The sequence below is a fragment of the Arsenicicoccus piscis genome (assembly GCF_022568835.1).
GTDB classification, from domain to species: domain Bacteria; phylum Actinomycetota; class Actinomycetes; order Actinomycetales; family Dermatophilaceae; genus Arsenicicoccus; species Arsenicicoccus piscis.
Genome location: NZ_JAKZHV010000005.1, coordinates 160264 through 187093, shown reverse-complemented (window position 1 = coordinate 187093; position 26830 = coordinate 160264). Strand labels below are relative to the sequence as shown.

Annotated in this window: 21 protein-coding genes and 1 pseudogene; 6 read left to right on the top strand and 16 right to left on the bottom strand. The window is 72.5% G+C overall.

The features are described 5' to 3' along the window. Position 1: 1 nt before the first annotated feature. The 3 genes from prfB to MM440_RS11155 are packed head-to-tail and all read right to left on the bottom strand — an operon-like array spanning position 2 to position 3999. Positions 2-1114: a peptide chain release factor 2 gene (gene prfB / locus MM440_RS11165; RefSeq protein WP_241444372.1), complete on the bottom strand. Its 1113-nt coding sequence runs from the start codon at positions 1112-1114 to the stop codon at positions 2-4. Between the two features lie 11 nt (positions 1115-1125). After that, positions 1126-2547 carry a chloride channel protein gene (locus tag MM440_RS11160; protein ID WP_241444371.1) on the bottom strand — a complete coding sequence of 474 codons (1422 nt, stop codon included), beginning with the start codon at positions 2545-2547 and terminating at the stop codon, positions 1126-1128. Between the two features lie 51 nt (positions 2548-2598). After that, positions 2599-3999 (bottom strand): GntP family permease, encoded by a 1401-nt coding sequence (locus MM440_RS11155; RefSeq protein ID WP_241444370.1) that lies wholly within the window; start codon positions 3997-3999, stop codon positions 2599-2601. Positions 4000-4152: 153 nt separating this feature from the next. On the opposite strand from MM440_RS11155, the gene MM440_RS11150 reads away from it, so the two are divergent. Continuing rightward, a complete protein-coding gene (locus MM440_RS11150) occupies positions 4153-4914 on the top strand; it encodes a FadR/GntR family transcriptional regulator (protein WP_241444369.1) in 762 nt (253 codons plus the stop codon). Here MM440_RS11150 and MM440_RS11145 read toward each other — a convergent pair. From MM440_RS11145 to MM440_RS11115, 7 genes are read right to left on the bottom strand one after another with little or no spacing between them, the layout of a single operon-like run. Continuing rightward, positions 4911-5456, bottom strand: a complete 546-nt coding sequence (locus MM440_RS11145; RefSeq protein ID WP_241444368.1) for a pilus assembly protein TadG-related protein — start codon at positions 5454-5456, stop codon at positions 4911-4913. The two genes, MM440_RS11150 and MM440_RS11145, sit on opposite strands and share 4 nt — an antisense overlap. Further along, positions 5453-5947: a pilus assembly protein gene (locus MM440_RS11140; protein WP_241444367.1), complete on the bottom strand. Its 495-nt coding sequence runs from the start codon at positions 5945-5947 to the stop codon at positions 5453-5455. Before MM440_RS11140 ends, MM440_RS11145 begins: the two co-directional genes overlap by 4 nt. Beyond that, the gene (locus MM440_RS11135; protein ID WP_241444366.1) at positions 5944-6330 is read right to left on the bottom strand and encodes a TadE/TadG family type IV pilus assembly protein; all 387 of its coding nucleotides are present in this window, start codon (positions 6328-6330) and stop codon (positions 5944-5946) included. The genes MM440_RS11140 and MM440_RS11135 overlap by 4 nt, the downstream gene beginning before the upstream one ends. Position 6331: 1 nt before the next feature. Beyond that, complete coding sequence (locus tag MM440_RS11130; protein WP_241444365.1) at positions 6332-6595, bottom strand: hypothetical protein; 264 nt, start codon at positions 6593-6595, stop codon at positions 6332-6334. Between the two features lie 59 nt (positions 6596-6654). Next, positions 6655-7608, bottom strand: coding sequence for a type II secretion system F family protein (locus MM440_RS11125; RefSeq protein WP_241444364.1), 954 nt, complete (start codon positions 7606-7608; stop codon positions 6655-6657). Then, positions 7605-8471, bottom strand: coding sequence for a type II secretion system F family protein (locus tag MM440_RS11120; protein ID WP_241444363.1), 867 nt, complete (start codon positions 8469-8471; stop codon positions 7605-7607). The genes MM440_RS11125 and MM440_RS11120 overlap by 4 nt, the downstream gene beginning before the upstream one ends. After that, positions 8468-9697: a TadA family conjugal transfer-associated ATPase gene (locus MM440_RS11115; protein ID WP_241444362.1), complete on the bottom strand. Its 1230-nt coding sequence runs from the start codon at positions 9695-9697 to the stop codon at positions 8468-8470. Before MM440_RS11115 ends, MM440_RS11120 begins: the two co-directional genes overlap by 4 nt. Before the next feature lie 230 nt (positions 9698-9927). On the opposite strand from MM440_RS11115, the gene MM440_RS11110 reads away from it, so the two are divergent. Continuing rightward, positions 9928-14244 carry an FtsK/SpoIIIE domain-containing protein gene (locus tag MM440_RS11110; RefSeq protein WP_241444361.1) on the top strand — a complete coding sequence of 1439 codons (4317 nt, stop codon included), beginning with the start codon at positions 9928-9930 and terminating at the stop codon, positions 14242-14244. A 32-nt stretch (positions 14245-14276) separates the two neighbouring features. On the opposite strand, the gene MM440_RS11105 is transcribed toward MM440_RS11110, so the two are convergent. Beyond that, the gene (locus MM440_RS11105; protein WP_241444360.1) at positions 14277-14657 is read right to left on the bottom strand and encodes a hypothetical protein; all 381 of its coding nucleotides are present in this window, start codon (positions 14655-14657) and stop codon (positions 14277-14279) included. Between the two features lie 429 nt (positions 14658-15086). Between MM440_RS11105 and MM440_RS11100 the strand changes: the two genes are divergently transcribed. Then, the gene (locus MM440_RS11100; RefSeq protein ID WP_241444359.1) at positions 15087-15335 is read left to right on the top strand and encodes a WhiB family transcriptional regulator; all 249 of its coding nucleotides are present in this window, start codon (positions 15087-15089) and stop codon (positions 15333-15335) included. 175 nt (positions 15336-15510) lie between these two features. Here the strand turns inward: MM440_RS11100 and MM440_RS11095 are convergent, their stop codons facing one another. Continuing rightward, entirely contained in the window at positions 15511-17001 is a 1491-nt protein-coding gene (locus MM440_RS11095; RefSeq protein ID WP_241444358.1) for a sensor histidine kinase, read from the bottom strand. Positions 17002-17011: 10 nt separating this feature from the next. Next, a pseudogene (locus tag MM440_RS11090) lies at positions 17012-21774 on the bottom strand (NAD-glutamate dehydrogenase domain-containing protein); the annotation flags it as partial. A gap of 265 nt (positions 21775-22039) precedes the next feature. On the opposite strand from MM440_RS11090, the gene MM440_RS11085 reads away from it, so the two are divergent. The 3 genes from MM440_RS11085 to MM440_RS11075 are packed head-to-tail and all read left to right on the top strand — an operon-like array spanning position 22040 to position 23332. Continuing rightward, complete coding sequence (locus MM440_RS11085) at positions 22040-22318, top strand: hypothetical protein (RefSeq protein WP_241444357.1); 279 nt, start codon at positions 22040-22042, stop codon at positions 22316-22318. Positions 22319-22349: 31 nt separating this feature from the next. Further along, positions 22350-22838: a hypothetical protein gene (locus MM440_RS11080; protein WP_241444356.1), complete on the top strand. Its 489-nt coding sequence runs from the start codon at positions 22350-22352 to the stop codon at positions 22836-22838. Beyond that, on the top strand, positions 22835-23332 hold the full coding sequence (locus MM440_RS11075) for a DUF2505 domain-containing protein (protein ID WP_241444355.1): 498 nt from the start codon (positions 22835-22837) through the stop codon (positions 23330-23332). The genes MM440_RS11080 and MM440_RS11075 overlap by 4 nt, the downstream gene beginning before the upstream one ends. Before the next feature lie 78 nt (positions 23333-23410). Here MM440_RS11075 and MM440_RS11070 read toward each other — a convergent pair whose 3' ends face one another. Genes MM440_RS11070 through MM440_RS11060 form a run of 3 tightly spaced genes read right to left on the bottom strand, consistent with a single transcriptional unit; the run spans position 23411 to position 26822 of the window. Next, the gene (locus MM440_RS11070) at positions 23411-23830 is read right to left on the bottom strand and encodes a DUF6912 family protein (protein ID WP_241444354.1); all 420 of its coding nucleotides are present in this window, start codon (positions 23828-23830) and stop codon (positions 23411-23413) included. Positions 23831-23884: 54 nt separating this feature from the next. Further along, positions 23885-25306, bottom strand: coding sequence for a WS/DGAT/MGAT family O-acyltransferase (locus MM440_RS11065; RefSeq protein ID WP_241444353.1), 1422 nt, complete (start codon positions 25304-25306; stop codon positions 23885-23887). 46 nt (positions 25307-25352) lie between these two features. After that, a complete protein-coding gene (locus tag MM440_RS11060; protein ID WP_241444352.1) occupies positions 25353-26822 on the bottom strand; it encodes a sugar transferase in 1470 nt (489 codons plus the stop codon). Between the last annotated feature and the right edge of the window lie 8 nt (positions 26823-26830).

Genomic DNA, 26830 nt, shown 5'->3' with positions numbered 1-26830 from the left:
GCTACTCCGACGCGCGGTCCTGACCGCGACGCCAGCGGATCCCGGCCTCCATGAACCCGTCGATGTCGCCGTCGAGGACGCTGCTGGTGTTGCCGACCTCGTACTCGGTGCGCAGGTCCTTGACCATCTGGTAGGGGTGCAGGACGTAGGAGCGCATCTGGTCGCCCCAGCTGGCCTTGACGTCGCCGGCCAGCTCCTTCTTCTTCGCGTCCTCCTCCTGCTTGCGCTGCAGCAGCAGGCGCGACTGCAGCACGCGCAGGGCGGCGGCGCGGTTCTGGATCTGGGACTTCTCGTTCTGCATCGACACGACGATGCCGGTGGGGATGTGCGTCATGCGCACGGCCGAGTCGGTCGTGTTGACGCTCTGCCCACCGGGGCCCGAGCTGCGGAAGACGTCGATCTTCAGCTCGTTCTCGGGGATGTCGATGGTGTCGTCGGACTCGATGAGCGGGATGACCTCGACCGCGGCGAAGCTGGTCTGGCGGCGGCCCTGGTTGTCGAACGGGCTGATCCGCACGAGGCGGTGGGTGCCCGCCTCGACCGAGAGGTTGCCGAACGCGTAGGGCACGTTGACCTCGAAGGTCGCGCTCTTGAGGCCGGCCTCCTCCGCGTAGGACGTGTCCATCACCTTGGTGGGGTAGCCGTGCCGCTCGGCCCAGCGCAGATACATCCGCATCAGCATCTCGGCGAAGTCGGCGGCGTCGACGCCGCCGGCACCGGCCCGGATGGTGACGACGGCCTCGCGCTCGTCGTACTCCCCCGACAGCAGGGTGCGGACCTCGAGCTCGCCGACGGCCTTGGTGATCTTGGTCAGCTCGGCCTCGGCCTCGGCGATGGTCGCCGCGTCGTTCTCCTCCTGGCCCATCTGCACCAGCACCTCGACGTCGTCGATGCGCTGGTCCATCTCGACGACCCGGTCGTGCTCGGAGTTGGCGCGCGACAGGGCGCTGGTCACCTGCTGGGCCTGGTCCGGGTCGTCCCAGAGGTCGGGGGCCGACGCCTGCTGCTCCAGCTCGGCGATCTGGGCCTCCAGCCGAGGCAGGTCGATGACCTCGCGCACCGAGTCCATGGTCGCGCGCAGGGTCTTAAGCTCTTCGGGGAAGTCGTGGGCCACGAGGGTCGAGTCTACGGCCTCGTGCTCACCCCTCGGCTCGTCGAGCGGTGCAGCCGGGCCCGGCCGTGGTCCGCCGCGGCGGTGAACAGCCACACGCCCACGGCCACCACGACCAGCGGCACCAGCACGGCGGGGCTCGGCCGCACCAGCTCCCAGCCGAAGCACGCGGCGAACACCGGCGCTCGCTCGGTCGCCGCCAGCACCCCCACGGCGCACACCAGCACGAGCACGGGCGGGGTGGCGAGGCCGTGACCCGCGAGGGCGGCCAGGGCGGCGAGCACCGCACCGAGGCCGGCGCCCGTGGCGAGCGAGGGGGTGAGCAGCCCGCCGCGGGCGCCGGCGCCGATCGCGATGCTGGTGACGAGCGGCTTGAGCAGCAGCAGGCCGAGCAGCGCCGCGAACGACGCGTGCCCGGCGAGCGCGACCTCGACCAGGGTCTTGCCGTTGCCGGGGATCGCCTCGAACCAGCACGACGCGATCCCGACCAGGGCACCCGCGCCCGCGACCGCGAGCGGCAGCCGCCAGGTGGGCCCCGGCTCCAGGTCTCGACCGAGCCCCACGGCACGGCGGAAGGACCAGCCGCCGACGGCGCACACCGGTGCCACCACCAGCGCCAGCACGAGCCAGCTCGGGTCGAACGACCAGTGCGCCGACCCCGGCACGGCATAGATCGGCCGGCTCCCCACCAGCGCGTGGGTCACCAGGGTCGCCACCACGCTCGTCACGGTGGCGATCACGACCGCGAAGGTCCAGGCTCGCGCTCCCGACCGGGTCGTCCCTCGCGGTCCGCGAGCCGGCTCGAGCCGTGGCCAGCTCGGCCCGGCGAGCAGCAGCACCTCCAGCGCGTAGACCGCCCCCGCCAGCGGCACGTCGTAGACCGCGGCGAGACCTGCTCCCGCGGCGGCGGCGAGCAGCACCCGCCGCTCGAACGCCACGACCCGCGCGGCGGCGCAGACCAGCTCGGTCAGCGCGGCGGCCACCTGCCGGGGCGCGCCCTCGCGTCCCACCGACGCGCCGGCACCCACCGCCACGATCTGGAGCACCGCGTCGGCGACCGTGCGACGGATCGGCAGGCGACGGTCTACCGGATCGGTGGCGGTGGTCGGGTCGAGGGAGTCACGGACCTGCGCGAGCGGGCCGGACCGCCGAAGCCGCCACCAGCCGACGCCGGCGAGCAGGCCACCGATCGTAGGGACGACGATGCGCTGCCACCGGGGCACCTCCCCCACGCCGGTGAGCAGCTCGCCGGCGCGGTCGCCGAACGCGACGCGCTCCACGAGCGCGAGCAGCAGGTTGAGGGCTACGCCGACGAGTCCGGCGAGCACGCCGCTGACGACTGCGATCAGCAGGATCATCAGCAGCGGCCCGACGAGGCTCGACCCCAGGACGCCCGGACGATCGGGGCCGTCGTGGGGCGCGTCTGGCGAGGTCACGGGTGCAAGGGTGGCACGACGAGCGGCCGTGCGGCCCCGGATCCGTCCCGGTCAGATGACGACGCTCAGCAGCAGGACGAAGACCAGCCCGGCGACGGACAGGATCGTCTCCATGAGCGACCAGGTCTTGATGGTCTGGACGACGTCGAGCCGGAAGTACTCCTTGACGAGCCAGAATCCCGCGTCGTTGACGTGGCTGAAGAACACCGAGCCCGCGCCGATGGCGAGCACCAGCAGCGAGACGTGGGTCTGGCTGAGCGAGGTGGCGAGCGGCGCCATGATGCCGGACGCGGTGACCGTGGCCACCGTGGCGGAGCCGGTCGCGAGGCGGATGACCACGGCGACGAGCCAGGCCACGACGAGCACGGACAGGCCGGAGCCCTCGACCCAGGTGGCGACCAGCTTGCCGATGCCGGTGTCGACCAGCGTCTGCTTGAAGGCGCCACCGGCGGCGACGATCAGGACGATGCCGGCGATCGGGCCGAGCGAGGACTCGACGGAGCGGGAGGCCTCCTTCAGCCCGAACCCGGCGCCGCGGCCGAGGGTGAACATCGCGACGAGCACCGAGATGAGCAGCGCGATCAGCGGCGTGCCGAGAAAGTCCAGCGAGCGGCGCAGCACGTTGGTCTTGTCGGTGAGGAAGATGTCGGCGATCGCCTTGCCCATCATCAGCACGACGGGCAGCAGGACGGTCGCGAGGGTGATCGCGAACGTCGGGCGACGCTTGGCGATGCGGTCGTCGGCCTCGAACAGCTCCGGCGCGGGCACGTCGACCCAGCGGGCGGCGACCTTGGCGAAGACCGGGCCGGCGAGGGCCAGGGTCGGGATGGCGACCAGGACGCCGAGGGCGAGCGTGATGCCGAGGTTGGCCTTGAGGGCGTCGATCGCGACCAGCGGGCCGGGGTGCGGCGGCACCAGGCCGTGCATCGCCGAGAGACCGGCGAGCGCCGGGATGCCGACCTGGATGAGCGACAGCCGCGAGCGGCGGGCGACCAGGAAGATGACCGGCATCAGCAGGACCAGGCCGATCTCGAAGAACATCGGCAGACCGATGATGGCGCCGACCGCGGCCATCGCCCACGGCAGCGTCTTGGTCGTGGAGCGGCCGATGATCGTGTCGACGATCTCGTCGGCGCCGCCGCTGTCCGCGAGCAGCTTGCCGAACATCGCGCCGAGGGCGATCAGCGTGCCCACGCTCGCGGCCGTGCTGCCGAAGCCCTTGAGGTAGCTGTCGACGGCGGTGCCCATGTCCACCCCGGCGACGGCGGCCACGGCGAGCGAGCCGATGGTCAGGCCGAGGAAGGGGTGCAGCTTGAACTTCGTGATCAGCAGCACGATGAGCGCCATGCCGATCAGGGCTGCGGGGATGAGGCGGGCGGCCGGGATGTTGAGGTTGGCCGCGTCCGCGGTCAGGAGGTGGCCGAGGGCGACGGGGGCGCCGGTCACGAGCATGAGGGGGACCTTTGGGTCTTGGTGGGCGCTTCGGTGCGCCCGGCTGCCCACCAGAGTGCAGCCAAAGGGCCGCTCTTTCAAGCCCTGGCCACCCATTCGTATGCTTTTTGACACCGACGCGCGCCTCTCGGCTGCGTAGGTAACACTGTGCGCATGACCACGGCACCGGCGCCCGAGGCCCGCGGCGGGTCGCTCCCCAGCGACCCGCAGAGGGGCGCGACCGGCGGCCTGCAGGGGGGCCTGCACGCCACCGTCGTAGACCGGCTGGGCACGGCGATCGTGCGCGGCGACTTCCCCGTGGGCTCGGTGCTGGCGACGGACGAGCTGGAGAGTCGGCTCGGTGCCTCCCGCTCGGTGATCCGCGAGGCCGTGCGGGTGCTGGAGTCGCTCGGCATGGTGCGCAGCCGCCGTCGCGTCGGCGTCGGCGTCTGCCCGCGCGAGGAGTGGAACGTCTTCTCCCCCTTGCTCATTCGCTGGCGGCTCGACTCGGCCGAGCGGCACGACCAGCTGCGGTCGCTGTCTCAGCTGCGCCGCGGCTTCGAGCCGGTGGCGGCCGAGCTGGCGGCGACCCACGCGACGCCCGCGCAGTGCGCCGACCTCACCGGCGCCGTGATGGGGATGACCCGGCACGCCCGCTCCGGCGACCTCGAGGCCTACCTCGCCGCCGACGTCCTCTTCCACCGGACCCTGCTGCAGGCGTCGGGCAACGAGATGTTCGCCGCGCTGCACGCCGTCGTCGAGGAGGTGCTCGCGGGTCGCACCCACCATCAGCTGGTGCCCGCCGAGCCCAACCCCGACGCCGTGCGCCTGCACGGCGACCTCGCCCAGGCGGTGCTGGCCGGCGACCCCGCCGCGGCCCGGGCCGCCACCGAGCAGATCATCGACGAGGCCCAGGCTGCGATGGAGGGCGACTAGGGAGCGTCGAGCACCGTGGAGCGCGCCCGGGAGGTGACGGTGACTGTGACGCCGCCGGAGAACGCCGAGACCACCTGACCGAGCATCGGCAGCTCGACGTGGCCGACCAGCTGGACGACGGCCGTCTCGCCGTCCGGGCTCCCGGTGGCACCGCCGAGGCTCCACGAGTCGACCAGGCGCGGCCGCCGGTCGACCGAGAGGTAGTCGCTGGCGGCTCCTGCCACCCGCGCGGTGTCGAGCGGGAGTCGCACCCCGAGACCACCGGCGTAGACCGTCTGCTCGCTCAGCGAGTCCGCGGCGTCCAGCGCCGCACCGTCCGCTGCGTCCCACAGCTGGGTGCGGGCCAGCTGCACCGCGGTGATGTCGACCCCGACGATGATGAGCATGATCGCCACCAGCGCGAATCCCAGTGACAGCAAAGAGATCTGACCGCTCTCTGCCTCGTCCGTCCGCGGGTGCCGGAGGGCGCCCAGACGGCAGCGGGCTCTGGTGGCCAGGGGGTCGCACACCCGGGCGGCGAGCCGGGTCAGCGCGCCGATCACGGCGCAGCCCCTTGGCCCGCGTCCTGAGCGGCCACCCCGTAGCGGTCGACGCTGGCGACGTGGCTGGCCGTCACCGGGATGGCGAGGGGCACCGCGCCGCGGACGAAGCGAGGGATCAGCGGGAGGTCTACCTGGATGCGGACCTCGACCTGGACCTTGGCGTCCGGCGCGAGGCAGGGCGAGCCGAGACAGCGCACCTGCGTGGTGCCGGAGTCGGCGAACCCGTAGTCGTCGAGGACGATACGGGACGCCGCCTGCGCCGCCGACTGCGCTGCTCCCTCGTCGGGAGCTGCGACGAACAGCCGACCGGCGTCGCGCGCGGCTCCGGCTGCGGCGTAGGTCGCCGCCTGCACCCGCGCGAGCGTCCCGATGAGGTAGATCAGCGGCACGAGCAGGAGCACCGCCACGGCGATGAACTCGAGCGAGGCGCTGCCCTCGTCGGATGCGCGCCCGAGCCACCGTCGTCGCGCACCGTCCGACCGCGCCGTCACTGCCCCTCCTTGTAGGCGCGGCCCTGCACCGTCACGACGCCCGGCGGTCCGAGGGTGCCGATCACCGGCAGCGGTGCGCGCACGGTGACCTCGACCACCTGCGAGCCTCCGACGGTCGTCGTCCGCTCGCTCACGTCACCGGCGTAGGCGTCCGTCGTGAAGTCGCGGATGAGCGTCTGGGCCCGCCCGACCGCTGCACCGTCAGCGACGTCGGCGCGCGCGCCGTAGCGAGCGCCCTCGACGGCGCACTGCAGCAACGTGTTTCGGATGTGCAGCGCCAGACCGAGCTGCAGGACTGCCATGAAGATCAGGGCGACCAGGCCGGCGACGAGGGCGAACTCGGCGACGGCCGACCCGCGCTCGTCGTCCGGCCGCAACGACATGTCAGCCGCCGACCTTGGCCATCGCGCGCTCGAACATGGCGGTGAGGGCGGGCTGCGCGACGAGGGCGAGCGCCGCCACCAGGCCGGCCGTCATCAGGGTGATCATGACCCAGCCCGGCACGTCACCGCGCTCGCGTGCGTCCTCGGACCGCAGGGCGTCGAGGCGTGCGCCCAGGACGTGCAGGGTCGCGCCGAGGGTCGCCGCGCAGGCCGCGGTGACTGCCGTGACGGCACCCGGGCGGTCGGTCGAGGTGGTGAGTGACATCGGATCTCCTTGTGGTGGAACGGAACTGATCGTGCTGGACTGAAAGGACGGAAGCATTGCTAGACGGTGATCTGCAGCAGGGCAAGGCCGGGGAAGACGGCGAACACGACGGTCACCGGGAGGATCAGGAAGACGACGGGGATCATCATGGCGATCTCCTTGCGCCCGCCCTCCTCCATGACGGCCCGTCGACTCTCCTCGCGCACGTCCTGGGCCTGCGCGCGCATGACGTCGGCCAGCGGGGTGCCGCGCTCGACGGCGACGACGATGCCCTCGACGAAGCGGGCGAGGCTCGGCAGGCCGGTGCGATCGGCGAGCAGGTGCAGCGCCGCCGGCAGGCTGAGCCCCGCCCGAGCGTCGGCGAGGCACAACCGGAGCTCGTGGGACAGCTCACCGCTCGAGAGGCGACACACTCGCTCGAGAGCCCCGCTGGCGCCTTCCCCTGCACCGATCGCCAGGGCCAGCAGCTCGGCGATGGTGGGGAACTCGACGAGCATCAGCGCCTCGCGGCGGGCCACCTCACGGGTGAGGGCCTGGTCCTTGGCGACCACGCCGCAGCCGGTCGCGACCAGCACGAGCAGGGCCATCCCGATGGGTGACGCGTCGGTCTGCAGCACCACGACGAGGGCGACGACGAGTCCGACCCCGCCGGCCACCGCGCCCCAGACCACCTGCTCGGCGCGGAAGGCGTCCACGTCGGCAGGTCGGCCGCACCGCAGCTGCCGGCGACGCACGCTGTCGGCGCCACCGAGGACCCGCTCGATCCGGTCGGCCCATCGCCGCACGACGTCGTCGAGCCACGGCCAGCGCGCGGACACCCGCCGGGCGTCGGTGCGGCCGAGCAGCGCGCTCGGTGGCGTGGCGTCACGCAGGTAGGGCTCGACCCGGTCGGCGAGGGTGAGTCGGCGCCGGAGGGGGAGCCGGTGCCAGGTGACCAGCAGCCCGGTCGAGACCAGCAGGCCGCAGAGCGCCCCGGTCCAGGACCAGCCGGCCGTCGCGAGGATCGGACTCATCGCAGCACCCGCGGCTCTTCGCTGAGCCGCCCGATCCGCACCATGAGGTGATAGGCGAGCAGGGTGACTCCTGCCCCGGCCGCCAGCACGAGCGCCCCCGTCCAGGTGCCGTAGGCCGCCACCGAGGAGGGGCGCAGCATCATCGTGCCGAGCACCAGCCACGGCGAGGCGACCGCGAGGCGCGCTGCGTTGACCGTCCAGCCCTGGCGGGTCTCGAGCTCCGCGCGGGTGCGGGCGTCCTCGCGCAGGAAGGACGACAGGGTGCGCAGCAGCGTCCCGAGGTCGGTGCCGCCGACCTCACGCGCGATGCGCAGGGACTCGACGAGCCGGTCGGCGACCGGGTCGCTCAGCCGTTCCTTGAGCGCGTCGAGGCAGTCGTTGAAGCGGCCGGTGAGGCGGTAGTCGTCACCGAACGCCGCAAACGCCGGTCGCAACGCCTCCGGGCCGCGCACGCCGAGCTGGGCCAGCGCCTCCGGGAGCGCGAGCCCGGCCCGCACCCCCGACGCCACGTTGTCCACGACCTCCGGCCACACGTCGCGCAACAGCCGTCGACGGCGACGCGCGCGAGCCCGGACCGCGACCACGGGCGCCATCCCGGCCATCACCGCGAAGCAGGCGGCGATCGCCGGCACCGAGGTGAGCAGCAGGACGAGCGCCAGCACGAGGAAGCCGACGACGACGGATCCGATCACCAGCTGGGTGGCGGTCACGCTGCACAGCTCGGCCTGGGCCAGGTCGTCGGCGAGGCGCGCCAGCCGACCGTGCCTTCCCCCGCGCACCGGCTCCGGCTCGGCCGGCCAGAAGGACCAGTAGATGCAGAACAGGCCGAGGCCCATGACCAGACCGAGGAGCAGGCCGCTCACGAGGCCGCCCCCCGCAGCAGCCCGGCCACGTCGAAGCCGGCCCGCTCGAAGCGGTCCAGGTGGGGCGGGAACCCGTCGGCGCGCACGAGCTGACCGTCGCGCTGCACGAACAGCTCGGCCATCTCGATCACATCACCCTCGACGCGCCCCGGGACCGCTGCGATCTCGCGCACCCGCCGCCGTCCGTCCCGCTCCAGAGCGGCGTGGACGACGATGTCGATGCTCGACGCCACCGTCGGCACCACGAACCGCGAGCCGACGTTCTCTCCCGCCAGCAGCGGGAGGGTGCACATCTTGGTGATCGCTTCGCGCGCCGAGTTGGCATGCACGGTCGCCATGCCGGGAACGCCAGAATTCAGCGAGATCAGCAGGTCCAGGCTCTCCTCCTGGCGGACCTCGCCGACGATGATGCGCGACGGGCGCATCCGCAGCGCCTCCTTGACCAGCCGACGCAGCGGCACCTCGCCCGTGCCCTCGAGCGACGGCTGGCGGCACTGCATGGCCGCGACGTCGCGCAGCGGCAGCTTCATCTCGAAGACCTCTTCGCACGTGATCACCCGCTCGGTGGCGGGGATCGCGGCGGCGAGGCAGTTCAGCAGGGTGGTCTTGCCCGCCTGGGTGCCCCCAGCGACCAAGACGTTGAGGCCCGAGGCGACGGCGGCCCCGAGGAAGGCGGCCGCCTGCTCGGTGAGCGTGCCGAGCCGGACCAGGTCGTCCAGGTGGGTGGCCTTGACGACGAACCGACGGATGTTGACCTGCCAGTGCTCGCGGGTGATGTCCGGGATCACGACGTGCAGCCGGCTGCCGTCCGGCAGCGTCGCGTCGACGAACGGCGACGACAGGTCCACGCGGCGGCCGGAGGACTTGAGCATCCGCTCGACCAGGTCACGCACCCCGTCGGCGGTGAGGATCGTCGAGGTCAGCTCGGAGATGCCGGCCCGCGCCACGAACACCTTGGTGGGCTCGTTGATCCAGATCTCCTCGACGAGGGGGTCGTCGAAGTACGGCTGCAGCGGGCCGTAGCCGGACACCGAGTCCAGCACCGACTTCAGCACACCGTCGACGTCGCGCAGCAGGGGCAGCCCGCCATGGACCGAGCGCGTCTCGTAGTCGTCGATCACGTCGCGCACCAGGGTCACGACGCCGGAGCGGTCGCGCACCGGATCGACGCCCGAGCGCCGGATCAGCTCGCGCACCTCGGACTCGATGACGGCTAGCGCTGTCATGCCCCTCCCCTCACGTCAGGTCTCCCGGATGGCTTGCCGGCGCGCCTCTGGTCATGGCGGCCGCCCATCGCCGGCCCCATCGTCACCCGCCGCGGGGGTCGCGTGGGGAAGAGATTTCTGGCCTGTGGATAACTTCCGGGGTCTGTCGGACCTGGTTGTCATGCTGGCTCGCGCCGGCCACCGCTGGACCGCGAGAAGCCGGCCCGACCCGACCGATGTGAGGAGGCACCATGGAGCTCCGCCTGCGCGTTCTGGCGCCCTCGGCCGGTCCTGAGCTGCACCGGGTCGTGGTCCAGGCGGGGAGCGGCACCGACCTCGGGGATCTCCTCGGTCCGCTCACCCAGGTCCTGGGGCAGACCCACCCGCGAGTGGTCGACGCGCTGCTCGACGGACCGTGGCACGTCGACGGCGCACCCGTCCACGCCGACAGCGCCCTGGGGCATCCGCCGCTGATCACCGGCGCTGTCCTCACGACGGGGGTCGAGGCGCAGGCCCTCGCCATTGCGTGCGGCTCGGCCGGGTCCACCTCAGCCCGCACGGTCGTCGAGCTTCGAGTCAGCGAGGGTCCAGCGGCCGGAGTCTGTAGACCCCTTCCCCTCGGGGACGTGCTCGTCGGCCGAGGTCCGCAGTGTCACGTGCAGGTGGACGACCCGACCCTGTCGCGGACGCAGCTGCGCCTCGCCGTGACCGCCGACCGGGTCTTCGTGACCGACCTCGGTGGCCCGAACACGACGACGCTGGACGACGGACCGCTCGTCCCGGGCGAGCCCACCGTCGTGCGGGCCGGCTCTCGGCTGCAGGTCGGCGACACCGTGCTCACGCTCGCGGTGGCCGAGCCCGGACCCCGGTCCCCGACGCCCGACGGGCAGGGGCGCCTCGTCGTCACCCCCGTGCTGCGGCCTCGACCGCCGATCGACCGCTCCCCCGTGCCGGTCCCCGCGGCACCGGACGCGACCCGCGCCTCCCGACCTCCCTGGGCGGCCCTGCTGGTCCCCCTCGTGATGTGTGGCGTCGCCGCCTGGATCCTGCACTCGACGGTCCTGCTGGTCCTCGGCCTCGTCTCCCCGGCGGCGATCTTCGTCGGGTGGCTGGTCGACCGGCGGCACGGGCGACGTCAGGGCGCCTTCACCCGACACCGACACGCACGGGCGATCGCTGCCGCCGACGTGGTCGTGCGTGATCGGGTGGCGGCCGAGCTGGCCGCCCGACGAGAGACCCATCCCGATCTCGCCACCGTGTGGGCCGCCGCGCACCACCGAGCCCCCGGCCTGTGGTGCCAGCCCGCCGCCGAGCCGCGAGCTACCGAGGTGCGCCTCGGACGCGCAGACCTGCCGGCCCTCTTCGTGACGCGCCCGGTCGACGACGCCGGCGCCCAGCACGGGTCGGACCAGCACCCGGTCCTGCCTGACGCCCCCCTCGTCCTCGACCTCATCCGCCCGACGGTGCTCGTCGGACCCGCAACCACCACACGGGCGCTGGCCGGCGCCCTCGCCGCCCAGCTGGCCACCTGGTGTGCGCCGAGCACCCTGCAGCTCGTCGTGCACGCGTCGGGCGCGCGGGCCGCCGCCGGGTGGGAGCTGCTCGAGGAGCTGCCGCACGCCACCCGAGCGGCGGCCGGGGGCACGACGCCCGCGCTCCGGCTCGTCCTCGTGGACCAGCTCGACCGGCTCGGCAGCTGGCCGGCGGAGCCGGACCACACCGGCCAGCCGCGCACCCTCCTGCTCGGGGTGGCGCGCGACCTCGCAGGGGTGCCCCCTGGCGTCGACCAGCTCGTCCTGCTCGACGACGAGGGTGGTGCCGAGCTCGTCCGCCGGGGCACGCACGGCACCGTCCGGCTGCTTTTCCGGCCCGACCTCCCCGCACCCGGCTGGCTCGACGGGGTGCTGCGAGCCCTGGAGCCGCTCACCCTCGCCGACACCGCGACCGAGCGGGGTGGTCTACCGACGTCGCTGACGCTGGACGAGATCGAGCCGCTCGCCGTGGCCGACGCGTGGCAGCTGCGCGTCGCGTGGGCCGAGCAGCGTTCCGGTCTGTCGACCGCCGTCGGCGTCGGCGCGGACGGCACCCCCGTGTCTCTCGACCTGACAGCCGACGGCCCGCACGCCCTGGTCGCCGGCACCACCGGAGCCGGGAAGTCCGAGCTCCTGCGCACCCTCGTCTCCGGGCTGGCCCTGTACCACGGACCCGATGACCTCAGCTTCGTGCTGGTCGACTACAAGGGCGGATCGGCGTTCGCCGAGTGCGCGCAGCTCCCCCACTGCCAGGGCCTCGTCACCGATCTCGACCCGGCCCTGGCCGAACGCGCACTGGCCTCCCTCACGGCCGAGCTGCGCCGCCGCGAGCGGCTGCTCGCGGCGGTCGGTGCCGAGGACCTGGCCGCCTACCGCCGCACCGGGCAGCAGTCAGTCAACCCGCTGCCGCGGTTGCTGGTCGTGGTCGACGAGTTCCGGATGCTGGCGACCGACCTCCCCGAGTTCGTGCCCGGGCTGCTCAAGATCGCGACCGTAGGCCGTTCCCTCGGGGTGCACCTCGTCCTCGCCACCCAGCGCCCGGCCGGAGTCGTCACCCCCGACATCAAGGCCAACGTCAGCGCCCGGATCGCGCTGCGGGTCGCCGACGTCCCCGACTCGGTCGATGTGCTCGACGTCCCTGACGCCGCGCGCCTCCCCAACCGGGCACCCGGGCGGGCGTACTTCCGCCGAGGGGTAGAACGACCCCAGCCCTTCCAGGTCGCCCAGGTCAGCGCCCCCGCCGCCGCCCGTCGTCCCCCGGTCCTGGTCCGGCCGCTCGACCCGGTCTCGCCCGCCCTGGCCGCACCGTCGGGACGCGGCGTCCGCCCCGGCATCGACGCCGAACCTTCGAGCGGCCACCCCACGCTGCTGAGTCAGGTCGTCGCCACCGCGCAGGAGGCCGCCCGTGACCTCCCCCTGCCACCACCCGCCTGGCTGCCACCGCTGGCTGACCTGGTGCAGTGGCCGGACCTCGGCCGACGAGCTCTCGCCGAGCCGCCACCCGACCCCGGGTTCGCCCTGTTGCTGGGTCTGGGCGACCACCTCCACGAGCTGGCCCAGCGGGCCGCGTGGTGGAGCCCTGACACGCACGGCCACCTCGCCGTCGTCGGTGCCGGCCGGAGCGGGCGCACCACCCTCCTGCGCACGCTGGCGCTGTCCTGCAGTGCAGGCCGCGCCGCCGGCCGACCGGGGGCGGCCGTGTCGGTCCACGTCATCGACGGGGATGACGCGCTGCTCGACCTGCGGGCGCTCCCGCACGTCGGCACGATCGCCGCCGGCCACGACACCGAGCTCGTCGCCCGGCTGCTGCGGCGGCTGCTGACGCGGGCCAGGGCCGGCGCCGGTCCCGGTGGTGGGAGCGGGAGCGGGAGCGGGACCCAGGACGACCCGACCATCCTGCTCGTCGACGGCTGGTCCCAGGTCATCCGCCGCGCGCCGATGCGCGTCCAGTCCGAGCTCTCGGATCTGCTGACCAACCTGCTCGCGTCCGGTCCGGCCACCGGCGTGCACGTCGCCGCCACCTTCGACCGAGGCTTCCTCTCGAGCGGCATCGGCAGCCACTTCCGCGAGCGCCTGGTGCTGGCGCTGGCCGACCCGACCGATGCGTTGCTGCTCGGCCTGGACCGACCACGTTCGACCCGGACGGTGCCAGGCCGGGCCACCCGCGTGCGCGATCGCTGCGACCTGCAGGTGGCGCTCACCGCACCGATCGAGCCACCCACCGGCCCGACCGGCTCACCCACCAGCTCGACAGCGGCCTTCCGGCTCGCCGGCCTGCCCGATCGGGTCGCGCTTGGTCGACTGTGGTCCGTCGACGAGGCGAGCACGGACGACAACCGCCCGCCCTGGCCGGTCGGCATCGGCGAGGACGACACCCAGGTGGGCCTGGACCTGCGCCAGCGACGAGCAGCGCTGGTCGTGGGTCCACCGGGGAGCGGCCGCAGCTCGGCGCTCGCCCTCCTCGCCGCGGCCCAGCACCGACCGGTCGTGCTTCTCAGCGGCACCGAGGCCCTCGCCACCTGCTGGCGAGCCCTGGCCGCGCCGGCACCCCGGTGGGCGGGTCGACCGTCGGAGCCGGGGGTCGTCGCTCGCCTCGATCAGCTGGTCGCCGAGGATCCCGACCTCGTCGTGGTGGTGGACGACCTCGACCAGCCGAGCGGATCCGGCGGCGGCTGGGGAGCCGCCACCGGTGCGGCGGAGGTAGGGGCGGACGCGGAGGCGCTGCTGCTCGGGTGGCTCGCCACCAACAACGCCATCAGCCCCAAAGGCGCCAACAATCCCCAAGGCACGCAGTCGACGGTGCTCGCTGCTGCCACGACGGCCGCGACGGCGTCGGCCTACCGCGGACTGCTTGCGGAGCTCCGGCGACACCGGACGGGGCTGGTGCTGGCGCCGTCGGGGGTGCTCGACCACGAGGTGTTCGGCGTGCCGGTGCCCACCGTCGGCAGCGCCCGGCCGGGGCGTGGGGTGGTGGTGGAGAGCTCGCGCGTCACGCCGGTCCAGCTCGCCCACCCGGACGGGCGGTCGCCCGACTGAGGTGCGCAAGGGTGCCGGGCGGTCCGAGGGGTCTACGCCTCGTCGGTCGTGCGCCGCGCGCTGGTGACGACACCGGCGATGGTGGCGATGGCGGCCGTCAGCACGGCGATGCCGATCCACTCGACGTGGCCCTGCACCATGCCGTAGCCGACCGGGATGAGCAGCACGCTCCAGACGACGGTGGGGGTGCGCGCCCAGGCGCGGTTGGCCGCGAGGCCCCGGGCGCAGACTGCCAGGCCGATGACGAACAGTGCCATCATCACCATCGACATGACCGCGCGGGTCACGTCGTCGGTGGCGCCCTGGAGGATCTCGTAGCCGTAGAAGACGATGGCGCCCACGATGACGAGGGCCTGCAGGGCGATCAGCACTGCGGCGACCTTCGCGCCGACGGGCACCGACCCGCGGGGCACCCCGCGCGCCCGCCCCTCCGATCCTGAGTCATGCTCAGTGACAGAACGCGACGAATTCACCCTAACCTCTTCCCAGTGAGCACGCAGCGTGACAAAATTGTGGTCCCGCGGCACAAAGTTCCCTCTTCGTCTCGACGACGACCACGAACTATGGCCGAATGTCTAGCCAATGGACTGACCAACCGGCTACAGTGGACAGTCGGTGTGCAACGGGGCAGGACGCAGACAGAGCTCGCGCGGCCCTCGGTGCCACGCGGATCGGTCTACGTGCTGTGGATCCGGAACATACCGCATGGTACTGACGTTGAAGTTTACGCCGTGGCGCAGGGAGGTCTTCCCGGAGGGGCTGACGCCACGGCAGACGACACGATGGCAGCGCCTCGCTGCAAGGCCCCAAGTAACCAGCCAGAGCGCAAGGAGCACAAACCCATGGATTGGCGCGACCGCGCAGCCTGCCTCGAGGAAGATCCCGAGCTGTTCTTCCCGATCGGCAACACCGGCCCCGCGATCTTGCAGATCGAGGAGGCCAAGGCCGTGTGTCGGCGATGCCCGGTGATCGATACCTGCCTCAAGTGGGCGATCGAGTCCGGTCAGGACGCTGGTGTGTGGGGTGGCATGTCCGAGGACGAGCGTCGCGCTCTCAAGCGACGCAACGCCCGCGCACGACGCGCGAGCTGACTCTCCCATCCCGGCACCTCGCCGGCACGACAACCTTCGACCGCTGACCCGCCGCGACCCCCTGAGAAGTGTCGCCCGGACAGCCACGATCGGACCCCGCTCGCACGGCGACCGAGACCGATGAGGCCGGCCCGAACCAGATGGTTCGGGCCGGCTTCGTGCGTCTGGGGACCGCTCAGTCCCGCGGCGGCCGCAGCCGCGCGGTGAACTGCACCCGGGTGCCTGCGGGGTCGCCACGCTCCCAGGTGATCCGCCCGCGCAGGTCCTCGACCAGCGACGACACGATCTGGGTGCCGAGCCCCTTGCCCTCCGGCGACCACCCCTCGGGCACGCCGGCCCCGTCGTCGGTGACGGTGACGGTGAGCACCTCGCCGTCCTCCTCCTCGGGGGTGGGATCGGCCTCCCGGGTCGCCTCGATGGTCAGCGTGCCGCCCGACTCGGCGAGCCCGTGCTCCACGGCGTTCGAGACCAGCTCGGTGACGATCATCGACAAGCTCGTGGCGTCCTCGGCCCGCAGCCGGCCGAACGACCCGATCAGCCGGGTGTGGACGGGCACGTCGGTGCGGGCGACGTCGACGAAGGAGTTGATGGCCCGGCGGGCGATGTCATCGAAGTCGACCATCTCGTCGAAGCCGCGGCTCAGCGTCTCGTGCACCAACGCGATCGTGCCGACCCGGCGGACCGCCTCGTCGAGGGCGGTGCGCGCCTCGCCCTCGGGCAGCCGGCGCGCCTGCAACCGCAGCACCGCGGCGACGGTCTGCAGGTTGTTCTTGACCCGGTGGTGGATCTCGCGGATGGTCGCGTCCTTGGTCATCAGCTCCCGCTCGCGCCGGCGCAGCTCGCTCACGTCGCGCAGCAGGATGGCCGCTCCCGAGCGGGTGCCCCGCTGGGTGAGCGGGATGGCGCGCAGGGTCACGTGCGCTGCGCGGGTCTCGATCTCGGTGCGCCACGGCGCCCGGCCGGTCACGACCAGCGCCAAGGTCTCGTCGACGGGCGCGTGGTCGCGCAGCACGGAGGTGGCGATCTCGGCCAACGACTCCCCCACCACCACGCCGTTGTGGCCGAGGCGGTGCAGCGCGGAGATCGCGTTCGGGCTCGCGTAGGTGACGTGCCCCTCGATGTCCAGCCGGATCAGGCCGTCGGAGACGCGCGGGCTGCCGCGGCGCAGCCCGGTGGGCACCTCCTTGTGGGGGTAGTCGCCCGACGCGATCATCGTGCAGAGGGCGTCGCCGGTGGTCTGGTAGATCAGCTCCAGCCGGGAGGGGACCCGCAGGTAGGCCGGGTTGGTGCAGCGCGACACCATCGCGACGGCGCGCCCGGCGCACACGACCGGGATGGCGTCCTGGCGGATGCCGTCGTCGTCGAGCCAGCCGGGGTCCTGGTCGCGCACGATGCGCCGGGTCTTCATCGCCTCGTTGAGCAGCGGCCGCCGGGTCTTCGGCGTGCGGGTGCCGACGACGTCCTCGACGAACACCATGCGGCCGGTGGTGGGCCGCACGTGCGCGACGGCGAGCCACTCGCCCGCCGTCGTGGGGACCCAGAGCACCAGGTCGGCGAAGGCCAGGTCCGAGATGATCTGCCAGTCGCCCACGAGGAAGCGCAGCCAGTCGATCTCGTAGTCCGACAGCGAGGTCTCGTCACGCAGCACATCGGTGAGGGTCGCCACAACCGTCACTCTAGTGTGCGGACCCGGACCGGATGACTCCCCTCAGCGTGCGCAGGGCCACGGACAGCGGCGCGATGCCGGCACCCTCGACGGCGTCGATGTCCTTGAGCGCGGTGCGGGCGCGACCGAGTCCGTCGGCGTTCGCCGAGGCCCACGCGTCGACCCCTTCGGTCGCGTCGGTTGCCTCCGGGGAGGCCTCGAGCACCGCCGTGGTGAGCGACGCCAGCAGGGTGTAGAGGTCGTCGCGCAGCGATCCGCGGGCCAGCGCGTCCCAGCGGTCCTCGCGCGGCAGCCGGGACACCCGGGTGAGCAGGGCGTCCACCTCGAAGCGCTCCGAGAGCAGGAAGTAGGTGGCGGCCACGAGGTCTACGTCTCGGCCGGTGGCGTGCGCGATCTCGACGATGTCGAGCAGCGAGAAGCAGTCCAGCAGGGAGGCCACCCGGCGGGCCAGGTCCAGGGGCACACCCTCGTCCTTCAGCCGCTCGACCTCTCCCTCCAGCCGGGTCTGCTCCGCACCGCCGAGCAGGTCGGGCACCACGGAGGTGAACCGGCGCACCGCCTCGGTGAACCGCTCGACCTCGCTCTCGATGTCGGAGTGCAGCGGCCGGCTCTGCAAGAACCAGCGGGTCGCGCGGTCCATCAGGCGGCGGAACTCGAGATACATCTGTGTCTGCACGCCGGTCGCCACGATGTTGTCGAGCGCCTCGACCTGGTCGACGAACGCTGCCTGGTCGAAGATCTCGCGGGCGATGACGTAGGCCCGGGCGATCTGCGCGGTGGTCGCGCCGGACTCCTCGCTGGTCCGGAAGGCGAACGAGATGCCGCCGCGGTTGACCATCGAGTTGGCGATCGCGTTGACGATGATCGCTGTGCGCAGCGGGTGCTCGCCGATCTCGTCGTCGAAGCGGTCCTGGATCGCCTGGGGGAAGTAGTGGCGCAGCACCTTCTCGAAGAACGGCTGCTCCACCAGGTCGCTCTCGGTGAGGTCGGCCTTGATCGCGAGCTTCGCGTAGGCGACGAGCACCGCGAACTCCGGTGACGTCAGTCCCTTGCCGTCGGCCGCCCGGGCCTGCAGGTCGGCGTCGGACGGGAGGAACTCCAGCTCGCGGCTCAGCTCGCCGCGCTCCTCCAGCCGGTGCATCAGGCGCTGGTGCACCGGGGCCATGGTGAGCTCTTGGGCCCGCGCGTTGCCGAGCAGGACGTTCTGCTCGTAGTTGTCGCGCAGCACCATCGCTCCGATCTCGTCGGTCATCGAGGCGAGCAGGGTGTTGCGCTGCTTCAGCGTGAGGTTCCCCGCGCGGGTCTGCTCGGTGAGCAGGATCTTGAGGTTGACCTCGTGGTCGGAGGTGTCGACACCGGCCGAGTTGTCGATCGCGTCGGTGTTGATCTGGACGCCCGCGAGCGCCGCCTCGATGCGGCCCAGCTGGGTCGCGCCGAGGTTCCCGCCCTCGCCGACGACCTTGACCCGCAGGTCGGCCCCGTTGACCCGGATGGCGTCGTTGGCGCGGTCGCCGACGTCGCCGTTGGACTCCCCGCGCGCCTTGACGTAGGTGCCGATCCCGCCGTTCCAGAGCAGGTCCACCGGCGCCAGCAGGATGGCCCGCATCAGCTCGGCCGGCGTGAGCTCGAGCGGCGCGCCCTCGCTGTCGCTGTCGGAGCCGGACCCGCTGTCGCTGTCGGTGTCGGCACCCTCCTCGCGCAGGCCGAGGGCCACGGCGGCCCGGTGGCTGAGCGAGATGGACTTCGCCGAGCGGGGGTAGATCCCACCCCCTCGCTCAGCAGGCTGCGGTCGTAGTCGTCCCAGGACGAGCGGGGCAGCTCGAACAGGCGACGACGCTCGGCGTAGGAGGACGCGGCGTCGGGGTCGGGGTCTACGAAGATGTGCCGGTGGTCGAACGCGCCGACCAGCCGGATGTGCTCCGAGAGGAGCATGCCGTTGCCGAACACGTCACCGGACATGTCGCCGACGCCGACGACGGTGAAGTCCTCGGTCTGGGTGTCGACGCCGAGCTCGCGGAAGTGCCGCTTGACCGACTCCCACGCGCCGCGCGCGGTGATGCCCATGCCCTTGTGGTCGTAGCCCGCGGACCCGCCCGACGCGAAGGCGTCGTCGAGCCAGAAGCCGTAGTCCTGGGCTACCGCGTTGGCGATGTCGCTGAAGGTCGCGGTGCCCTTGTCGGCCGCGACGACGAGGTAGGGGTCGTCGCCGTCGTGCCGCACGACCCGGTCCGGCGCGACGACGTCGGCGCCGACCCGGTTGTCGGTGAGGTCGAGCAGCCCGGAGATGAAGTAGGTGTAGGCACCGATGCCCTCCTGCAGCCAGGCGTCGCGGTCGACGGCCGGGTCGGGCAGCTGCTTGGCGAAGAAGCCGCCCTTGGAGCCCGTCGGCACGATGACGGCGTTCTTGACCATCTGGGCCTTGACTAGACCGAGGATCTCGGTGCGGAAGTCCTCGCGGCGGTCGCTCCAGCGCAGCCCGCCGCGCGCCACCGGGCCGAAGCGCAGGTGCACGCCCTCGACCCGTGGTCCGTAGACCCAGATCTCGAACTCGGGCCGCGGCTCGGGCAGCCCGGCGATGGCCTGCGGGTCCAGCTTGATCGACAGCCACGGCTTGGGGTGGCCGTCGGCGTCGACCTGGAAGAAGTTGGTGCGCAGGCCCGCCTGGATCACCGCGAGGAAGGAGCGCACGATCCGGTCCTGGTCCAGGCTCGCGACCTCGTCCAGGCCGGCGTGGATCTCGGCGACCACGGCCGCCTCGCGCTCGGCGCGGCCCTCGTCGGAGGCGTCCGGGTCGAAGCGCACCTCGAACAGCTCGACCAGCAGCCGGGCCAGCGCGCCGTTGGCCAGCAGCGCCTCGGCCAGGTAGTAGGCGGAGAACTGGGTGCCCGCCTGACGCAGGTAGCGGCTGACGGCACGCAGGATGACGACCTGGCGGGAGGTGAGGCCAGAGCCGACCACCAGCCCGTTGTAGTCGTCGGAGTCGACCCGGCCGTGCCAGGCGTCGGCCAGCGCGTCCTGCACCCGCAGCCGGGCCCCGGGACGGTCCCAGACCGACGCGTCGGGCACGCTCAGGCCGAAGTCGTAGACGTAGAACGAGGTGCCGTCGAGCCGGGTGAGGTGGTAGGGCCGCTCGTCGGTGACCTCGAGCCCGAGGTGGGTGAAGAACGGCAGGATCCGGCTGAGCGACAACGGCTCACGGCGGTAGACCTTCATCCGGCGCACGTGCGGCGGCGCGGCGAGCGGCTGGTAGAGGTTGAGCGCCAGCCCGTCGGGCTGCAGGTCGACCAGGTGGGCGAGGTCGATCACCGCGACCCGCGGCGAGAAGTCCTCCTTGTAGGCCTCCGGGAAGCCGCCCGCGAAGGCCTTCGCGAGCCGGCCGCCCTCCTCCTCGCCGTGCTCGACCACCAGCGCCGCGCCGAGCTCGTCACCCCAGGCCCGGGTGACCTCGATCATCCGGCGCTCGAGGTCCTCCTGGTCCAGCTCGGGCAGCGTGGAGCCGGTCGGCAGCCGCACGACGTAGTGCAGGCGTGCCATCAGCCCCTCGCCCATCGTGGTGGCGTAGTCGATCGTGGTGCTGCCCGTCACCTCGCGCAGCATCGCCTCGATGCGCAGCCGCGTGGTCGTGGTGTAGCGGTCCTTGGGCAGATAGACCAGGACCGAGTAGAACCGGCCGTAGACGTCGCGGCGCACGAACAGTCGCGCCTGACGGCGCTCGGAGGCGTGCAGGATCGCCTTCGCGGTGCCGAGCAGCTCCTCGGTCTCGGTCTGGAAGAGCTCGTCGCGCGGGTAGGACTGCAGCAGCCCGACGAGGTCGCGCCCGTCGTGGCCGTCGGGCTGGTAGCCCGAGAGGCGCAGCACCTCCATCACCTTGGCCCCGAGGACCGGGACGTTGAACACCGACTCGGTGTAGGCGTCGGAGGTGAACAGGCCGAGCACCCGGCGCTCGCCGACCACGGCGCCCTGGTCGTCGAACTCCTTGATGCCGATGTAGTCGAGGTGGGCGGAGCGGTGCACGGTGGCGCGCGAATTGGCCTTGGTGATGATGAGCACGTGCGGCTCGCGGGCCTTGGCCCGCACCGAGCCGGTCAGCTGCAGGCGCCGCACCGGCGCGTCGCTCTCGTCCTGGCGCAGGATGCCGAGCCCCGACTCGGGTCGCGAGACCAGGGCGTCGTCGTCGTCCAGGGTGTACTCGCGGTAGCCGAGCAGGGTGAAGTTGTCGGCGAGCCAGCGCAGGAAGCCGACCGCCTGGTCTACCTCGGCCGCGGGGACGCCGGGGGGCGGGGTCGAGTCGAGCTCGTCGGCGATGGCGATGATCTGACCCCGCATCGCCGGCCAGTCGTGCACGGCCGCGCGCACGTCGCCCAGCACCGTGCGGACCCGATCCCCCATGGCGAGCAGGTCCTGCTGGTCGCTCTCGCGGTCGACCTCGACGTGCATCCAGGACTCGGTGTCGACGACCTCACCCGGAGCGGCCTCGACGTCGGAGACGTTCTCCGGGTCGACGTCGAGCACCTCGAGCAGGCTCCCGTCCTCCCCGCGGCGGACGACCAGCTGGGGATGGATGACCAGGTACACCCGGCGGTCCTGGCGGGCCAGGTCGGCGAGGACCGAGTCGACGAGGAACGGCATGTCGTCGGTGACCGCCTGGACCACCGTGTGGCCGCAGGACCACTTCTGCTCGGCCACCGACGGGGTGAAGACGCGGACGGCGGCGGCGTCACCCGGGTGGTGGCGAGAGGCCAGGTCTCGATGGGTCAGGGCCGCCCCGAGCAGGTCCTCGGGATTGCGGTCGAGCAGGTCCTCCACGGCGACGTGCCGGTAGTAGCGCTCCAGCAGCACGTCGAGGTCGTCGGTACGGTCGGAACCCGCAGCCTCGGCGGCGGCGGCGAGCAGGCGTGATCGGACCCGGTCACTGGCGGTCATGGCTTCCTCACCTCTAGGGCAGCACGACGGTGTGCTGCTGCGCCCAGGCTATCGCCTGGCACAAGGGCTGTGGACAACTCAGGGAACCCCGAGGACGCCTCGCTAAGGTGCAGCCATGGTCGACCCCTCCCCCTCGGCTGCGCTGCGCGCGAGCGCCCGTCGCGAGCTGGCCCGTGCCGAGGCACTCGGTGCCGTGGTCGCCGACCTGCGCACCCACGCCGTGGCCGTGGGCGACCCGACCGACCCGCTCACCGACACCGTCGACGAGGCCCTCGAGGCGCTGGTCGCGTGGTCGGTGGCCGCCGAGGCCGAGGCCCACCGTCGGGCCCAGGAGCTCGAGCAGCGGTCCCGCACGCTCGAGAGCGCCGACCGCTGCAGGACGCTGCTCGGCTGAGGGTGCTGGATGAGGGCTGGATGAGGGCTGGATGAGGGCGGCGTCGACGCCCCTGGACGAGGGCGGCGTGAAGGCCGGGCCGCACGGCCCGTCGGTCGTCCCCGAGCGTCCCCACCGTCCCCTGCTCGCCGGCGACCCGGCGTCCTGCACGGCCCTCGGCGGCCGGCTGGCCCGGCACGCGGCCCGGTTGCGGACGGTCTACCCGGAGGTGGTCGCCGCTCTCGGTGAGCTCGGCGCCGCGCTGACCGACCACGGCGTCGAGCTCGCGGCGCTGCAGCAGCGCGAGCGCGTGCTGCGCGAGCGGTTGGCCCGCAGCGACCTGCACCTGGTCGCCGGCGTCGTGCGCGCCCCGCTCGGCACCAGCACGGTGGAGTCCGCTTACCAGCAGATCAACGTGGCGCCCTCCCTCCAGGCCGAGGTAGACCTCCTGCTCGCCGCCCGCACGCAGCTCCAGCTCCGGCTGGCGACCGTCGCCGAGGGCGTGACCGAGACCGCCCGGGCGGTTAGTCTGCGCCCATGAGGATCACGCGCGAGGTGGAGTTCACCGCGACCCCCGACCAGGTCTACGCCATGCTGGCGGACCCGGCGTTCCACGAGCAGGTGGCGGCCGACAGCGACGCGGTGACCTCGTCGGTGACGGTCGAGCCCGACGGCGACACCCTGGTCACCGAGCTCAGCCGCGAGCTGTCGACCGAGGGCATGTCGCTCCCGAGCATCCTGTCGGCGTCGACGCTGACGGTGCGCACCACGCAGCGCTGGGGTGCCGCGGACGCCTCCGGGCGGCGCACCGGCACGCTCGAGGTGCAGGTCGTCGGCACCCCGTTGACCTTCCAGGGCGACCTGGTGCTCGAGCCGGGTGGGGCCGGCACCCGCGAGTCGATCGACGGCGAGCTGCGCGCCAACGTGCCGCTGGTCGGCAAGAAGATCGAGCAGGCGGCCGCCCCCGCCATCGAGGCCGGCATGCGGGCCGAGCACCGCACCGGCGAGCGCTACCTCGCCGAGCACGCCGGCTGACGCCGCTCGCTCCGGCCGCGGGCCGGGCGGCCGGTCGGGCGGCCGGTCGGGTGGCCGGTCAGGCGCTGCCCGGGCTGGTCAGCCGCCGGCCGGTCCGACCAGTGCGATCACGGCCGGCAGCTCGGCCGCGTCGAACCACAGCAGCTGGTCGTCGTCGTGCTGCTCGCCCTCGTCGACGTGGAAGGCGGCCACGTCGCGCGCCGTGACGGCGGGCACCCCGTCGACCCGAGCGAACTCCTCGGCGTGCTCGCGCAGCCCGGCGGCGTCGACGTCGACCGAGACGACGACCCGCCGGGTCGGCTCCGCGACCAGCTCACCGGCGGCCGTTGCCGCCTCGCTGAACGCCTCGAACTCCTGCTCCTCGGCGTCCCGCTCCTCGAGCTCGGCGCGCACGTTGGCGGTGACGGCGTAGCCGGTGCCGCGCTCGATCCGCCCGGCCTCGGCGAGAGCGGCCAGGTCGGTGGGAGCCACCGGCAGGTAGACGCGGCGTCGGGTCATGGGGACCACCTCGTTCGGTCTCGGCGGGCGCTGCTGGGCTGCACCCGGTCGGCGCTAGAGCGACCCGACGAGCTCGGCGAGCGCGTCGACGATGCCGGCGCCCAGCACGTCGAGGTCGGGCATCGCGTCACGGTCGGCGTTCAAACCGTAGTAGACGCCCCCGTCGTAGCTGGTCAGGCCCACCGACAGCGCCTGCCCGCCCATGACCGGCATGACCGGGTAGGTCGACAGCATCGGCGCGTCCGCGACGTAGAGCTCGTGCTGAGGACCCGGGACGTTGGTGACGACCATGTTGAACAGCCGCCGCGTCACCGCCGAACCGAGCCGAGAGCCGAGCGCGTGCAGCGTCGGGGAGGTGAACCCGGCGAGCCCGGAGAGCGCGTCGGCGCCCATGGCCTGGCCACCCTCCATCTGCCGACGCATCGAGAACGCGATCTGGTGCAGCCGCATCGCGGCGTTGGGCTCCCCGACCGGCAGGTCGACGAAGCAGGCCATCAGCTCGTTGCCCGCCTGGGCGCCGTCGCGGTGATAGACGCTGACCGGGACGAGCGCCCGCACGCTGGTGCTGCGGGTGACCGCCTCGCCGCGGTTGAGCAGCCAGATGCGCAAGGCGCCGGTCAGCACGGCGAGCACGACGTCGTTGACGCTCACCTGGTCCTGCGCCCCCGTCGGCCCCGGCAGACCGGCCCGCACGGCCCGGTGGTCGTCGAGGTCGGTGCCCACCATGACGTAGCGGCGGGCCGACCCCGTGTGCACGTTGAGCGGTCCTGACATCGTGGGTCGGGTGGCCGAGCGGGCCAGCGTCGACACGACCTCCCCCACCCCGCCGAGGATCTTGCTCCCCGTCGCCTGCAGCTCACCCGCCCCGCCGCGCAGCGTCTCCACGAGCCTCGTGGGGCTGGTGAGCGCGCCGAGGACGGCCTGGGCCACGAGGTCTACGTCGCTCGGCTCGTGGGCCGCGTCCCACGTGGGGGCCGGCGCGTCCCGCGGGCCCGGATGGTCGTCGAGGATCAGCGCGGCGATGTCGTCGGCGTGCACCCCGTCGACGAGCGCCTGGTGGGTCTTGGTCACGATGGCGAACCGTCCGTGCTCCAGCCCCTCGACCAGGTAGACCTCCCACAGCGGCCGGCGGCGGTCCAGCGGCCGGGCCTGCACCCGCGAGACGAACTCCTGGAGCTGCTCGTCCGTGCCGGGACGCGGCAGCGCCGAGCGGCGCACGTGGTAGGTGACGTCGAAGCTCGAGTCGGGCACCCAGACCGGCAGCGAGAGCCGGCCCGGGACCTCCTTGATCTTCTGCCGGTAGCGCGGCACGTAGGTGATCCGGTTGGCCACGAGGTTGAGCAGCCGGGCGTAGTCGAAGCCGCCCGACGGCGGCTGGAAGACCATAACCGACCCGGTGTGCATCGCCGTGGCCGGCGTCTCCACGTAGAGGAAGGACGCGTCCAGCGCGGTGAGTCGGTCAGGCACGAGGCTCATGGTCGCACCCGGGCGCCGACGCGGCAACGCCGGTCAGCAAGCCGGCTCAGTAGGCCCCGTCACCCTTGAGGACGGCGCGGACCGTCTTGAACAGGATCTGCATGTCCATGCCCACCGACCAGTTGTCGACGTAGCGCAGGTCCAGGGCGACGGCGTCGTCCCACGACAGGTCGGACCGGCCGCTGACCTGCCACAGGCCGGTGAGGCCCGGCTTCACGCGGAGGCGGCGGTTGTCCTTGTCGTGGTACTTCTCGCTCTCCTCGGGCAGCGGCGGCCGCGGCCCGATGAGCGCCATCTCGCCCTTGAGGACGTTGAACAGCTGGGGCAGCTCGTCGATGGAGTAGCGGCGGATGATCTTGCCGACCTTGGTGATGCGCGGGTCGTCGGCCATCTTGAACAGCACCTTGTCGCCGTTGGTGCTGTTCTGCTGCTTGACGAGGTTGGCGCGCAGGGCGTCGGAGTTCACGACCATCGAGCGGAACTTGATCATCATGAACGGCTTGGCGTCGAGGCCGAGGCGCTTTTGCCGGTAGAAGATCGGGCCGTGATCGGTCAGCCAGATGGCGGCCGCCGTCGCGATCATGATCGGCGAGGCGGCGAGCAGCGCCAGGCCGGCGATGGTGCGGTCCTGGAGGTTCTTGACCAGCCCGCGACCGAGCTTGCCGGAGGGACGCTCCCACTGCAGCAGCTGCAGACCCGAGGTCGGGTGCATCGACACGAGCGACGGGGTGGTCTCGACCATGCCGGGCGAGACGATGAGCTCGGCACCCACCCGCTCGAGCGCCCAGGACAGGCGCCGCAGCGAGTCGCCGGACAGCCCACCACCGGTGACGATGACGACGTCGAGGTCGTGGTCGACGACGATCTGCGGGATCTCCGAGAGCACGCCCCAGACGGGTAGCTGGGGTCCGCGGGTCATCGGCACCACGTCGAGGCTCGACAGCGCCAGACCCACGACCCGTAGACCGTGGTCCTTGACCGTCGCGAGCTCACGGGCGAACGCGCCGGCGGTGAGACCGTCACCGACGACCAGGGTGCGCTGCAGGGCCTGGCCGTGGGCACGCATGCGCCGCAGCGACCGGCTGATCAGCATCCGGTGGATCATCGTGAACACGGCGATGGCGGGGATGCCGACCAGCACGTAGCGGCGCGGCAGCTCGACCTTGGCGACATACGACATCAGACCGAGGACGGCCATCGAGGCGAGCGCCGCACCGACGACCGTCTGGAAGGAGGCCGACGCCTCGCTCATCCGACGCTGGTCGTAGCCGCGCCGCAGCTGCAGCAGGGTGCACCAGATGATGGCCGCGACGACACCGGTGGTGGCGGCGGAGGTGAGCGAGCGGTAGTCGTTGACCATCAGCATGGCCGTGATGACGGCCGTGATCAGGAAGTCGCCGAGCACCGCGCGCAGCAGGATGGGGCGCATCCAGGCCCGGCGGCGGTCGGTCGCCCGCTTCACGGGGTCGAAGTCCGACTGCGTGACCCCCGCCTCGGCGGCCGCAGCGGGCAGCACGTAGGGGC

Coding starts and splice junctions, on each gene's coding strand:
- MM440_RS11080 (WP_241444356.1), top strand. CDS start 22,350: ATGAGGGCGGCGTCGACGCCCCTGGACGAGGGCGGCGTGAAGGCCGGG.
- MM440_RS11100 (WP_241444359.1), top strand. CDS start 15,087: ATGGATTGGCGCGACCGCGCAGCCTGCCTCGAGGAAGATCCCGAGCTG.
- MM440_RS11110 (WP_241444361.1), top strand. CDS start 9,928: ATGGAGCTCCGCCTGCGCGTTCTGGCGCCCTCGGCCGGTCCTGAGCTG.
- MM440_RS11155 (WP_241444370.1), bottom strand. CDS start 3,999: ATGCTCGTGACCGGCGCCCCCGTCGCCCTCGGCCACCTCCTGACCGCG.
- MM440_RS11115 (WP_241444362.1), bottom strand. CDS start 9,697: ATGACAGCGCTAGCCGTCATCGAGTCCGAGGTGCGCGAGCTGATCCGG.
- MM440_RS11075 (WP_241444355.1), top strand. CDS start 22,835: ATGAGGATCACGCGCGAGGTGGAGTTCACCGCGACCCCCGACCAGGTC.
- MM440_RS11135 (WP_241444366.1), bottom strand. CDS start 6,330: ATGTCGTTGCGGCCGGACGACGAGCGCGGGTCGGCCGTCGCCGAGTTC.
- MM440_RS11150 (WP_241444369.1), top strand. CDS start 4,153: ATGACCACGGCACCGGCGCCCGAGGCCCGCGGCGGGTCGCTCCCCAGC.
- MM440_RS11065 (WP_241444353.1), bottom strand. CDS start 25,306: ATGAGCCTCGTGCCTGACCGACTCACCGCGCTGGACGCGTCCTTCCTC.
- MM440_RS11085 (WP_241444357.1), top strand. CDS start 22,040: ATGGTCGACCCCTCCCCCTCGGCTGCGCTGCGCGCGAGCGCCCGTCGC.
- MM440_RS11130 (WP_241444365.1), bottom strand. CDS start 6,595: ATGTCACTCACCACCTCGACCGACCGCCCGGGTGCCGTCACGGCAGTC.
- MM440_RS11070 (WP_241444354.1), bottom strand. CDS start 23,830: ATGACCCGACGCCGCGTCTACCTGCCGGTGGCTCCCACCGACCTGGCC.
- MM440_RS11125 (WP_241444364.1), bottom strand. CDS start 7,608: ATGAGTCCGATCCTCGCGACGGCCGGCTGGTCCTGGACCGGGGCGCTC.